This window comes from Thioalkalivibrio sp. ALE9 (assembly GCF_000377445.1).
Classification (GTDB): Bacteria; Pseudomonadota; Gammaproteobacteria; order Ectothiorhodospirales; family Ectothiorhodospiraceae; genus Thioalkalivibrio.
Genome location: NZ_KB898128.1, coordinates 20,216 through 32,762, shown reverse-complemented (window position 1 = coordinate 32,762; position 12,547 = coordinate 20,216). Strand labels below are relative to the sequence as shown.

Here is a 12,547-nt window from a genome sequence, read left to right as displayed (position 1 = left end):
TCGGGTCCGTCACGGGTGCCTCAGCATCCGGTGGTGATCGACCCGCGCGAGCTCGATCAGGTAGGCCAGGAAACCGCTGCGCGGCTCGTCGCGCAGCAGCCAGAGGCGCAGCGGGTACTCCAGCAGGAACAGGCTGGCCAGCAGCAGGTAGTTGATTCCGTTGGCGAACAGCGCCCAGGTCGTTGCGGAGGCGAACAGCGCCAGCCAGGCGGAGACCAGGGCGAGGACACCGCACAGCAGCGCCCAGGCGATGGTCAGATTGCGCGTGTAGCGATGCACCGCGGGGGTGTCGGAGGCGCCCATGGCCAGGGCGTAGCGGGTGATCAGCGGCGTGGAGCCGGGGCGCAGCGAGCGCGCGAACAGCCACGCCAGCAGCCCCATGATCAGGACCGGGATGGTGTACAGCAGCCAGGTTCCGGCGCCAAGGGTCAGTAACAGGGCGACGGTGGCGGCCTGCGCCAGGACCAGCGCGGCCCGCCCGGCGGGCCCCAGGGCCCCCCAGCTCGCCACCAGGATCAGCACGGCCAGGATCGCCAGCGGCAGCAAGGGGACCTCGAAGGCCACGCCGAGCACGACCGCGACCGGATAGCACAGGGCCACGCTGGCGGCGAGGGGGGTGTTCACGACGCGGCTCGGTTCGCCTCGATGTGGGCGCTCAGGGCGCGCAGGGATGCAAAGATCTGGCGGTTGTTCTCGTCGTCGGAACGGATCTGGACGCCGTAGGCGCGCGAGATCGCCAGGGCCAGTTCCAGGGCGTCGATGGAGTCCAGACCCAGCCCGTCGCGGAACAGGGCGTCTTCCGGCTCGATCTCCCCCGCCGTCACGTCCTCCAGATTGAGACTGTCGACGATCAGTTGGGCGACTTCCTGTTCGAACGCTGTTTGCGATGCCACGTGTTCCCCCGGGGTGTCGTGATGTGCGGTTTTGTGACCGCCCGCGAACTTCCACTTCGCGTGGCGGTCACCCTGCTGGGCGCCGATGATACCCACACCTTGGGGGTCGTGGTACCCTCGCGACCGGTTCGGGTCGCCGTTTTGGGCGCCCGGATGGCCAGTGGAGACAGCATTTGAAACAAGCGGTAGAGAACGCGGGAACGGACGGTCGCTGTCAGGTACTGGTCATTGGCGGCGGTCCGGCCGGTTCCACCGTTGCCTCCCGGCTGGCGCAGAAGGGTCGCGACGTGGTGCTGCTGGAGAAGGCCCGGCATCCGCGTTTCCACATCGGCGAATCCCTGCTGCCGATGAACATGCCGCTGTTCGAGGAGCTGGGGATTGCCGACGCGGTCGCGACCCTCGGCATCCCCAAGCATGGGGCCGAGTTCACCATCCCCGAGGCGCCCGATGCGCCGCGCACCTACTACTTCGAACGTGCCCTGAACGACGATACCCCCGCTTCGGCTTACGAGGTGCGGCGTTCGGAGTTCGATCACCTGCTGTTGGAGAACAGCGCGCGCCTGGGGGTCCGGGTGCTGGAGGAGGTGACGGTCTCGGATGTGGCCCTGGCCGACCCGGCGAACGGCGGGACCCAGCAGGTGACCGCGCGCGACGCGGCCGGGAACACGCTGGAGTTCGAGGCCGACTTCGTGGTCGATGCCTCCGGGCGCGATACCTTCCTGGCGCGCCGCCTCGATCTGAAGACGCGCAACGCGGAGCACAACAGCGCGGCCATCTTCGGCCACTTCAATAATGTGCCGCGGCGTCCCGGAAGAGATGCCGGCAACATCAGTATCTACTGGTTCCAGCATGGCTGGATCTGGATGATCCCGCTGCGTGACGGTGCGATGAGCGTGGGCGCGGTGTGCTTTCCGGAATACCTGAAGACGCGCAGGACCAAGCCGGAGGCGTTCCTGTGGGAGACGCTGAAGCTGTGTCCCCCGGCGTTCGATCGCATGCAGGGCGCGGAACTGGCCGGTCCGGTGAATGCCACCGGCAATTTCTCCTACCGCTCGCGTCAGGCCCACGGGCCGGGTTACCTGCTGGTGGGCGATGCCTTTACCTTTGTCGACCCGGTGTTCTCCAGCGGAGTCTATATCGCGATGTCGGGGGGCTTCCGCGCCGCGGAAGCGGTGGACCGCTGCCTCGCGCGTCCGGCGCGCGCCGGGCGCTACCTGCGGGCGTTCGAGCGCGACGTTCGCCGGGGCGTACGCCGCTTCTCCTGGCTGATCTACCGCTTCAACAGCCCGGTGATGCGCAAGCTGTTCATGGGGCCGCGCAACACCCTGGGCATGGAGCAGGCGGTGATCTCCCTGCTGGCCGGCGATGTCTACCGCAACACCCGCGTGCAGTGGTCGCTGCGCGCCTTCAAGGCCGTGTACTACACCCAGATGGCGCTGAATCTGCCACGGGCCCTGCACTTCTGGGCGCGGCGCCGGCGCAACGCGCGGCTGCGTTTCACCGGCGGCACGACCCCCGAAGACGAGGCCTGAGCGGACTCGCGTGGGTGCGGCACGGGTCGGACTGCGGCGCATCGGCGCGGATGGCCTGGCGACCTTCGCGCTGTCGAACCTGATCATCCTGGCAACCGGCGGCCTCTCCTGGCTGCTGCTGTGGACCCATGCCCTGCGCTGGTCACGACAGCTTCGCTGCCCCGGAAGGGGCCGGTGCATCCTCGTGCTGGGGCAGCAACTGGAGGCCGGGGCGCCAGGTCCGGGGTACCGTCTGCGCCTGTTGCGCGCGGTGCGGCTGGCGCGGCGCAACCCCGAGGCCCGGATCCTCGTGCTGGGCGGGCAGACGTCCCCGCAGGGCCCGACCGAGGCCGCCGCGGGCGCCGCATTTCTGCGCCGCCACGGCATTGCGGCCGAGCGTATCCAGACGGAGGATGCCTCCCGGCACACCCTGGAGAACCTGCGCAATGCCCGTGACCTGCTGGCGCGGGAGCCGCATGACGGCGCGCCGCTGGTGCTGATTACCAGCCGCTTCCATCTCGCCCGGTCGGCGGCGATGGCGCGTGGCATGGGATTGCGCGTCTGCCCCTGTCCGGCCGAGCTGGGCTCGCGGGTGTCCGCGGCCCGACTGGCACGGGAGGCCTGGATGCTGCACTGGTACCATGTGGGCCGCGGCTTTGCCCGCCTCATCCGCCACCGCGGCATGCTCGAACGCATTAGCTGAGTTGTTCACCACGAAGCGCACGAAGGCACGAAGAAAACCGGAAAAACATCTACAGGAAGATGGGAAGACGGGAAGGGTTTACGGTGGTTGGCCTAGCTGTGCAGCGGGCTGCGCCCAAGGCGGTGGCATCTGGACAGCGCCTTTAGTCCCTGTTCGTTCTTCCGGTCTTCCCGACTTCCTGTTAAACGCCCTTCGCCCTTGACCTTCTTCGTGTCTTCGTGTGCTTCGTGGTGAATACAGGCCCTTACATCGCGCGGATGCGTTCGCGCTGGGCGGCGAGCTGGTCGCGGGTGGCGTGCATCTCGGCGACGCGGTCGCGTTCCTTTTGCACCACGTCGGCCGGGGCGCGGTCGACGAAGCTTGCGTTGGCAAGGCGCTTTTCGCTCTGCTCGAGGTTCTTGTCGAGCTTGCCGATCTCCTTGTCCAGGCGGGCCAGCTCGGCGTCCTTGTCGATCAGGCCGGCCAGCGGAATCAGCAGCTGCATGTCGTCGACCAGGGCCATCGCCGATTCCGGCGCCTCGTCGGCGGCGTCCAGCCAGGTGACGCTTTCCGGCTTGGCCAGGAATTCCAGAAGGCCGCGGTGGCGGGTGTAGCGTTCCTGGTCGGCGTCGGTCCAGTTCTTCACCAGTACCGGCAGCGGCTTGCCCGGGGCGATGTCCATTTCCGCACGGATGCGGCGCAGCCCGGTGATGAAGTCCTTGACCCAGTCGAGCTCGGCGGTGGCGGTGGCATCACGCGGGAAGCCGTCCTGCGCCGGCCAGCGGCACTGCACCAGGAACTCGACGTCGTCGCCGATCCCGGCGTGTGGCTTCACACTGGTCCAGATCGCCTCGGTGATGAACGGCATCACCGGGTGCAGCAGGCGCAGCAGGGCCTCGAGCACGGTGACCAGCGTATTGCGCGTGGCGCGCTTGACCGCGTCCGGGGTGGCCTCGTCGTTCAGGACCGGCTTGGTCAGCTCCAGGTACCAGTCGCAGTAGTCGTGCCAGGTGAATTCGTAGAGCGTCTGCGCGGCGAGGTCGAAGCGGTAGGCATCGAGCTGCTGCGTGGCGGTCTCGGCGGTGGCCGCCAGGCGGTCGAGGATCCAGCGATCGGCCAGGGTGCGGTGCTCCGCCGTGTCGTCCGCGGCCGAGCAGTCGTGGCCCTCGACGTTCATTAATACGAAGCGCGAGGCGTTCCACAGCTTGTTGCAGAAGTTGCGGTAGCCCTCGATGCGACCGAGGTCGAACTTGATGTCGCGTCCGGTGGTGGCCAGTGCCGCCAGGGTGAAGCGCAGAGCATCGGTTCCGAACGCGGGGAAGCCGTCGGGGAAGGCCTTGCGCGTGGTCTTCTCGATCTTCTTCGCCATCTGCGGCTGCATCAGGCCCTGGGTGCGCTTGGCCACCAGGTCGTCGGCGCTGATGCCGTCGATCAGGTCGATCGGGTCGATCACGTTGCCCTTGGACTTGGACATCTTCTGGCCTTCCGAGTCGCGGATCAGGCCGGTGACATAGACCTCGCGGAAGGGCACGTCGCCCATGAAGTGCTCGCCCATCATGATCATGCGGGCGACCCAGAAGAAGATGATGTCGAAGCCGGTGACCAGCACGCTGGTCGGGTAGAAGTCCCTGAGCTCCGGCGTCTCCTGCGGCCAGCCGAGGGTGGAGAACGGCCACAGCGCGGACGAGAACCAGGTGTCGAGCACGTCCTCGTCCTGTTCCAGCGCCACCTCGGCGCCCAGGCCGTGCTTCTCGCGCACCTCGTCCTCGGAACGCCCCACATACACGTTGCCATCGCGGTCGTACCAAGCCGGGATCCGGTGGCCCCACCAGATCTGGCGCGAGATGCACCAGTCCTCGATGTTGCGCATCCACTCGAAGTAGGTCTTCGACCAGTTCTCCGGCACGAAGCGGATGCGGCCGTCCTCCACCGCCTTGATCGCCGGCTCGGCCAGCGGGCCGGCCTTCACGTACCACTGGTCGGTCAGGTAGGGCTCGACCACGGTGCCGGAGCGGTCGCCGCGCGGGACCATCAGCTTGTGGTCTTCAGTCTTCTCCAGTAACCCTGCGGCATCCATGTCGGCCACGATTTGTTGGCGCGCCTCATACCGATCCAGACCCTGATACTTCTTAGGAATGTACTCTTCAGGGAATTGGCCATCCGGCGCATCGTCAACGAACATTTTGCCGCCGCTCGGCATTTCGGCCCTGTTCCTGAGTCCAAGGGTGGCTTCGTCACCTGGTCCGATGATCCGTGCATCTACATTGAAGATGTTGATCACCGGCAGGTCGTGGCGCTGGCCCATCGCGTAGTCGTTGAAGTCGTGCGCCGGGGTGATCTTCACGCAGCCGGATCCGAACTCGGCCTCGACGTAGTCGTCGGCGATGATCGGGATCTCGCGCCCGACCAGCGGCAGGCGGATCATCTGGCCGATCAGGTGGCGGTAGCGCTCGTCCTCCGGGTGCACCGCGACGGCGGTATCGCCCAGCATGGTCTCGGGGCGAGTGGTGGCCACGGTCAGGTGGCCTGAGCCGTCGGCCAGCGGATAGCGGAAGTGCCACAGGTGGCCGTTTTCCTCCTCCGACAGCACCTCCAGGTCGGACAGCGCGGTGTGCAGCACCGGGTCCCAGTTGACCAGGCGCTTGCCGCGGTAGATCAGGCCCTCCTCATGCAGGCGCACGAAGACCTCGCGCACCGCCTCGGAGAGCCCGTCGTCCATGGTGAAGCGCTCGCGCGACCAGTCCACCGAATCGCCCAGCCGGCGCATCTGGCGGGTGATGGTGCCGCCGGACTGGCCCTTCCAGTCCCAGACGGCCTCGAGGAACTGCTCGCGCCCGAGGTCGTGGCGGCTCTTGCCGTCGGCGGCCAGCTGGCGCTCGACCACCATCTGGGTGGCGATCCCGGCGTGGTCGGTGCCGCCCTGCCACAGGGTGCGGTCGCCGTGCATGCGGCGGTAGCGGATCAGGGTGTCCATCAGGGTGTGCTGGAAGGCATGCCCCATGTGCAGCGTGCCGGTCACGTTCGGCGGCGGCAGCAGGATGCAGTAGTTGGCCTCGCCCGACTCCGGCGGCGCGAAGATGTTCGCGGCCTCCCAGCGTTCGTACTGGGTCTGCTCGATGCTCTTGGGGTCGAAGCTTTTGTCCATGATCGCGGGCGCGCTCGGGTCGGAATGTGGGGAAAGCCGCGCATTATAACGGCGCCGCGCGCGCGCCGCCCGCCGCCGGCTCTCGTGTTTACGTTGGTTATGTCTGGCCGCCTGCCTAGTAGTGGCTGGCCCTGGTTCGTCCTCTGGTGTTTACGGTGGCTCCGGTCCACATACTGCCCGGCGCTGACTCGCCAGCGCGCCGCGAGGTCCTTTCTTGCTTGCCCAAGAAAGGACCCAAAGAAGGGCACCCGGATTTCGCCCGGGAACCTTGCTCCAGGGCTCTCGGGCCGGCGGCGCTGAACTCGCTACGCTGCGCTTCGCTCAGACATCCAGCGCCTTCTCCCGGCCCGAGCACCCTTCCGCAAGGGGCTCCATACGGGGGAGGAAGGTCAAGACAGAAGGTATTCCGACCCCACGACACAACAACGGCCTTGCCGACCGACAGCCCCCGGCGCCCGCTCGCGGGCGCGGCACGCAACGGCCAACGGCCGAGCGCGCCCAAGATGTGCGAAGACCTAGCCTTCATCCACTGGCTAGACCGTCGGGACCGCCGTTGTTTTGACCTGCCTCCCCGTTGTCGTCGCGCCGAGTGGAGAGGGTTTTCGCGGGATCAGAGGCGCTGGATGTCTGAGCGAAGCGCAGCGTAGCGAGTTCAGCGCCGCCCGCGAAAAGCCTCGGAGCGAGGGAAACCCCGGCCCGCACAGCGGGCCGGGGTCGCGGCAGTCGGGCGTGTTTCTTGGTGACTTCTTTGCACGAGCAAAGAAGTCACTCGGGGCGCGCTGGCGAGTCAGCGCCGGGCAGGCGGCGGACCGAAGGCACGTAAACACCGGATGCAGAACTAGGACCAGCCACCACAGGGCAGGCGGCCAGACGAAGCACGAAACATCAAGGGCCGACGGGGCTCAGCCTGCAAGGCGTGAGGGCTTGGGTCAGGTGGTGGCGATCTGGTCGAGCAGGGCGCGATAGCCGGTGCGGTAGTCGGGATAGCGCAGGCGATAGCCACTGGCATGCAGCCGCGCGTTGCGACAGCGCTTGCCGGAGACCGCACCGTCGGGCATCGGCGGCGGCCCGGGCGGATCGATCTCCATCGCCTGCGCCAGCCAGCCGAGCAGCTCGTGGCGAAGGGCCGGTTCGTCATCGACGCCCAGATAAAGCGGCTCGGGGTTGTCCAGATGGAAAAGATGGGTCAGCAGCCCCACGCAGTCCTCACGGTGGATGCGGTTGGTCCAGACCGGCGCCTCGTGCTGGCCGCGAATGCCCTCGCGCACTTTGCGCAGGTGATATTCGCGCCCCGGCCCGTAGATGCCGCCAAAGCGCACGACCACACCGGCCAACGGACTGTCGGCCAGCAATTGCTCGGCCTCCAGCAGGCAGCGCCCGGAGAAGCGGGTGGGCTCGGCCGGGGTGGTCTCGTCCACCCAGCGCCCGTCGTCGGCGCCAAAGACCGAGGTGCTGGAGACGAACACGATGCGGCGCGGATGCTGGCGGGCCTGCTCCAGCGCGGCCAGGGTGTTGCGCAGGCCGTCGACATAGGCGCGGCGGTACGCGGCCTCGGTGAACTCGCCCGGGGTGGCGATGAAATAGACGGTATCCAGCGCCGGGGGCAGCGGCGGCAGCGCGTCCGCGCGGGCGAAGTCGCCGGCCAGCGGCTGGATCGGTTTCGGGATGCGCCCCGGCTGGCGGCGCAGGCCCCAGACCGTGTGGCCGGCCGCGGCGAGCTGTTCTCCGACGCCGCAGCCGAGATCGCCGCAGCCCATGATCAGGATGTTGGCCATGAATCAGCGTTCCCTTGGGTGCTTTCGCAACCTAACGTTTCCACAGGTGAAAGACCAGCCCCAATGTGAGGGTTCGACCCCGGGCGATGGCTCGGGCATGCTGGCGGGGACTTCGATGAGGGGGGTATCGCTTGGGCAAGGCCAGCCGCAGGAAGGGGGGTACATGCGCCTGTGGGTCCGGGCGGGACCGGCCGGCCTGCTGCGGGGCGTTTCTGGACGGTGCGGCCGCGGCCCCAACGGCGGAGGCGCTGATGCGTTCGCGCTATGCCGCCTTCGTGGAGGGGCGCGAGGACTATCTTCTGGCCACCTGGGCCCCGGAGACGCGACCGGAATCCCTGATGCTGGAGCCGGACCAGCGCTGGCTGGGGCTGACGATCCGCGCGACCGGGGCCGGGGGGCCGGAGGACCGGGAGGGCTGGGTCGAGTTCGTTGCCCGCTCGCGGGTGCGTGGCCAGGGGGTGCGCCTGCACGAACGCAGCCGCTTTCGCCGCGAGGATGGGCGCTGGGTGTATGTCGACGGCGAGTTTCCGGGCGCATGATCGAGGCGGATGAGACGACCGGGGCGCCGGTGGCGGCGGCGCTGCTGGAACCGGTACTGGAGTGCCTGCGGGCGCGGCCGTCCGGGCTGACCGAGCACGCCCTGATCGCGCAGTTGCGCGATCAGGGCGTGGAACCGTTTGCCGGCGCGCGGCTGCGCGAGCCGTTGAGCCTGTTCCAGACCCACTTCCTGCTGTTTCATTGCCTGTACCGGCTGCGCGAGCGGCTGTGGCCGCAAGGCGAGTGGGTGCGCATCCACTGTCTGGATATCGGGATCGAACCGGCGAGGGGCGGGTCGCGACCGAGGGCGGAGGGCCTGCCGGTGCTCCGCGATCCGCTGCGGGCCTACTATCTGGACCTGACCCAGCTGGAGCGGATGGATGCGGCCGCGGTGGAGGCGCTGCTGGGCGAGTTCTGGGCCCGCATGGGGCGGGATGAGCGGCGCGACCAGGCGCTGGCGGTGCTGGAGCTGGCCGACCCCGTGGACGCCGACACGGTCCGCCATCAGTACCGCCGGATGGCGCAGCGCCACCACCCGGATCGCGGGGGCGACACGGCAACCCTGCAGCGGATCAACGAGGCGCGCTGGATCCTGCTGGCGGGGGCCTGAGCGCCGCCCGTCGCGGACTCAGTCGTCCGAGTCGGACATGGTGGTCACGAAGGCCTGCTCGACGGTGAAGGTCCCGACGCCCTTGTAGTTGGTCTGGGTCCAGCCGTGTTCGGTGAGCCATTCGCTCATCTCGCGGTTCATGGCCGGGTTGCCGCACAGCATCACGCGGTCCTGCTCCGGATCGGCCGGGGGCAGGTCGAGGATGCGGCTCAGTTCGCCGGAGCGGAACATGTCGGCCCCGCGCTGGTTGTTGTCGTACGGCTGCTGCGCGATCGGGCAGGCGAAGTCGTGGTTTTCGCGGGTCACGGTGGGCACGTAGCGCAGGCGGTCGCTGATGCGCGACTCGATCTCCTGGCGGTAGGCCAGTTCTTCCACCGTGCGCACGCTGTGCACCAGCACCGCGTTCTCGAAGTGTTCGAACAGCTCCGGGCTGCGGATCAGCGAGATGAACGGGGCCAGACCGGTGCCGGTGGCCAGCATGTACAGGGTGCGGCCTGGCTGCACGTAGTCGAAGGTGAGCGAGCCGGTGACCTTGGTGTTGATCCAGATCGAGTCGCCCGGGCCGGCCTCGGCCAGGCGACTGGTCAGCGCGCCATCCGGCACATGGATGCTCAGGAACTCCAGTTCCTCGGCCTCGGGCTCGGAGACGATCGAGTAGGCACGCGGGATCAACTTGCCCTCGGGGCGCAGGCCCAGGGTCACGAACTGCCCGTTCTTGAACTCCAGCCCCTCCGGTCGCGTGGTGGTGAAGCTGAAGGTCTTGTCCGACCAGCGGTGCGTGGAGGTAATGCGTTCTTCCGAGTACGGCATGGGTGCGTGGCTTTCCGTTTCTGGTTTGTCGATACGCTAGCAAGTCGCGGCCGCGGCCGCGAAAGCGCCGGCAAAAACCAAGGAAAACACTCAGAAATAAGGGGTCAGTGGCTGGCGTTGTCCGCGGGTTCCAGGTGCTGCTCCAGGGGCGTGGGTTGCGACAGGTAGAAGCCCTGCACGAAGTCCAGGCCGATCTCGCGCAGGCGTTCCATGGTGGCCTCGGACTCCACGCATTCGGCGATGGTGCGCAGACCGAGGACGTGGCCGACACGGTGGATGGCCGTGACCATGGCCGAGTCCACCGCGTTGTGGGCGATGTCGCGCACGAAGCTGCCGTCGATCTTGATGAAGTCCACCGGCAGGTTTTTCAGGTAGCCGAAGGACGACAGCCCGCTGCCGAAGTCGTCCAGGGAGAAGCGGCAGCCCATGTAGCGCAGGGTGCGGATCAGGCTCTGGGCCCGCTCGTGGTGGCTGATCGCCGCGGTCTCGGTGATCTCGAAGATGATGCACTGAGGCGGGATCGCGTAGTGCTGCAGGCGCTCCGTGACGAACTCGAGCATGCTCTCCTGGGCCAGCGACTGGCCCGAGAGGTTGATCGCGACGGTCGGGTCGCAGCGGGGGCCGTCAGCGTGCGCCGCGCGATGCCGCGACAGCATCGCGAAGGCGCTGTCGATTACGTAGCGGTCGATGTCCGGCATCAGGTGATAGCGCTCGGCGGCGGGGATGAAGGTGCCCGGCGGGATTAACCGGTCCTCCTCGTCGCGCAGGCGCATCAGCACCTCGACATGGGCCAGGTCCGGATCGGTGGGCCCCAGCGGATGCACCGCCTGGCCGAACAGCTCGAAGCGCCCTTCGTCCAGCGCCGCGCGGATGCGGCCAACCCATTCCATCTCCCCGCGCCGCCGGCGCAGGGCCTGGTCGGTGGGCTGCCAGACGTAGATCCGGTTGCGGCCATTCTCCTTGGCGGCATAGCAGGCGGAATCCGCCTGGCTGAGGATCTCGGGCAGGGTCTGTTCCGGGCCGCCGACCGGGACGAGGCCGATGCTGACCCCGACATCGAAGCGCCGGTCCTCCCACTGGAAGCGCAGGGCCTGGACGGTCTCCAGTATTCGCTGGGCGATCGCCTCCGCGCGCTCCAGCGGACAGTGACACAGCAGCAGGCCGAATTCGTCGCCGCCGAGGCGGGCCAGGGTGTCGTTCTCGCGGATCAGGTGCAGCAGGCGTTCGGACAGCTCGCGCAGAAGCTCGTCGCCGGCCTGGTGCCCGCAGGTGTCGTTGATGATCTTGAACTGGTCGAGGTCCATGTAGAACACCACGTGCGGGGTCTGGTCCCCCTGCAGGGTGCGCAGGGCCTCCTCCAGACGTCGCTCGAATTCGCGCCGGTTGCACAGGCCGGTCAGGTCGTCGTGGCTCGCCTGATGATTGAGCTGCTGGGTCATCTGCCACAGTTCGGTGTGGTCGTGGAGCACGATCACGACGCCCTGGGAGGCCCGGTCCGGTCGCTGCAGCGGCGAGGCCAGCATGCGCACCACGCGGATCGCGCCGTCGGCCCGGTGCAGGATGCGCTCGGGTGACTCCGTGCTTGCGCCGAGCTTCAGGCACTGTTCCACCGGGTGGTGCACGCTCGCCCCGGTACGGGTGTCCTCGAGATCCAGGAGTTCGTCCACGCGCTGGCCCTGGGCGGCGGTCGCGTCGACCCCCAGCAGGGCCTGGGCCGCGGGATTGAGGTAGGTCAGGCGTCCGGCGGTATCGGTGGTGATGACGCCGTCGCTGATTGACTGCAGGGTGGTCAGCAGGCGGTCGCGCTCGGCCCCGGTAGCCGCCTCGGCGGCGCGCAGCGAGGTGATGTCCCAGGCGACGCCGAGTACGCCGTCGCTGTCTTTCAGCGGGATCCAGGAAACGCTCAGGTGGGTCCCGTTGACCGAGTCCTCGAACTGGAAGGCCTCGCCCGCCAGGGCCCGCTCGGCGGCCGCGAGGGTGTCGGGGTGATCGGCATAGACCTCGCGGAAGTCGCGACCGACGACCTCGCCGGGGCTCAGGCCCAGGGCGTGCAGGCCGGCCCCCTCCGAGAGGGTGAATCGGCCGTCGGCGTCCAGCGCGAACAGGATCAGCGGGGCATGCCGCACGGTGGCCCCGAGCTGGGTCTCGAGGCGCCGGAGGTTCTGTTCCGACTGACGTTCGCGAGTGATGTCGCGGAAGGTCGTGAAGACCTCGATCTCGCCGTCGGTGCGGATCGCATTGATGTGGACCTCGGCCGGGAACTCGCTGCCGTCGCGCCGCCGGTAGCGGCTCTCGAAGTGGGCGGGAAGGCGGTTGTCCGGGTCCGAATGGGCGGCGTCCACATCGTCCTGGGTGGCCTGCAGGTCCAGGTCGGTGATGTGCACGCCGCCGGTCAGTTCGGCCCGGGTGTAGCCCAGCAGCTCGCAGGCGGCCTGGTTGCCCGCGACGATCCCGCCGCGCCGGTCCAGGACCAGATGGGCCTCGGGCGCCTGTTCGAAGATCCGCTGGTAGCGCGTGGTGTCCGGGTGGTCGGGCATGGCGAGGAACGGAGCCTTTCGTGGTGGGCGGGGCCCGGGGGGACGCT

At 68.2% G+C, this 12,547-nt stretch carries 10 protein-coding genes and 1 pseudogene; 4 read left to right on the top strand and 7 right to left on the bottom strand.

What is annotated here, in order from left to right; genetic code table 11:
* Positions 1–9 precede the first annotated feature (9 nt).
* Entirely contained in the window at positions 10–624 is a 615-nt protein-coding gene (locus D106_RS0109800) for a hypothetical protein (RefSeq protein ID WP_018879918.1), read from the bottom strand.
* Positions 621–893 carry a phosphopantetheine-binding protein gene (locus D106_RS0109795; protein WP_026279160.1) on the bottom strand — a complete coding sequence of 91 codons (273 nt, stop codon included), beginning with the start codon at positions 891–893 and terminating at the stop codon, positions 621–623. Before D106_RS0109795 ends, D106_RS0109800 begins: the two co-directional genes overlap by 4 nt.
* 173 nt (positions 894–1,066) lie before the next feature.
* On the opposite strand from D106_RS0109795, the gene D106_RS0109790 reads away from it, so the two are divergent.
* Entirely contained in the window at positions 1,067–2,425 is a 1,359-nt protein-coding gene (locus D106_RS0109790; protein ID WP_018879917.1) for an NAD(P)/FAD-dependent oxidoreductase, read from the top strand.
* Between the two features lie 10 nt (positions 2,426–2,435).
* Entirely contained in the window at positions 2,436–3,107 is a 672-nt protein-coding gene (locus D106_RS0109785) for a YdcF family protein (protein ID WP_018878771.1), read from the top strand.
* Between the two features lie 244 nt (positions 3,108–3,351).
* On the opposite strand, the gene D106_RS0109780 is transcribed toward D106_RS0109785, so the two are convergent.
* From D106_RS0109780 to D106_RS0109775, 3 genes and pseudogenes are all read right to left on the bottom strand, one after another.
* Entirely contained in the window at positions 3,352–6,231 is a 2,880-nt protein-coding gene (locus D106_RS0109780; protein ID WP_018879916.1) for a valine--tRNA ligase, read from the bottom strand.
* A gap of 321 nt (positions 6,232–6,552) precedes the next feature.
* A pseudogene (locus D106_RS15390) lies at positions 6,553–6,757 on the bottom strand (hypothetical protein).
* A 403-nt stretch (positions 6,758–7,160) separates the two neighbouring features.
* Positions 7,161–8,006 carry an SDR family oxidoreductase gene (locus tag D106_RS0109775; protein WP_018879915.1) on the bottom strand — a complete coding sequence of 282 codons (846 nt, stop codon included), beginning with the start codon at positions 8,004–8,006 and terminating at the stop codon, positions 7,161–7,163.
* A gap of 131 nt (positions 8,007–8,137) precedes the next feature.
* On the opposite strand from D106_RS0109775, the gene D106_RS0109770 reads away from it, so the two are divergent.
* Both D106_RS0109770 and D106_RS0109765 read left to right on the top strand, forming a co-directional pair.
* Positions 8,138–8,545 (top strand): YchJ family protein, encoded by a 408-nt coding sequence (locus tag D106_RS0109770; protein WP_369771501.1) that lies wholly within the window; start codon positions 8,138–8,140, stop codon positions 8,543–8,545.
* The gene (locus D106_RS0109765; protein WP_018879914.1) at positions 8,542–9,153 is read left to right on the top strand and encodes a DNA-J related domain-containing protein; all 612 of its coding nucleotides are present in this window, start codon (positions 8,542–8,544) and stop codon (positions 9,151–9,153) included. The genes D106_RS0109770 and D106_RS0109765 overlap by 4 nt, the downstream gene beginning before the upstream one ends.
* A gap of 18 nt (positions 9,154–9,171) precedes the next feature.
* Here D106_RS0109765 and D106_RS0109760 read toward each other — a convergent pair whose 3' ends face one another.
* Complete coding sequence (locus D106_RS0109760; protein ID WP_018876122.1) at positions 9,172–9,963, bottom strand: ferredoxin--NADP reductase; 792 nt, start codon at positions 9,961–9,963, stop codon at positions 9,172–9,174.
* Between the two features lie 104 nt (positions 9,964–10,067).
* Positions 10,068–12,500: an EAL domain-containing protein gene (locus tag D106_RS0109755; RefSeq protein ID WP_018879913.1), complete on the bottom strand. Its 2,433-nt coding sequence runs from the start codon at positions 12,498–12,500 to the stop codon at positions 10,068–10,070.
* Positions 12,501–12,547: the final 47 nt, after the last annotated feature.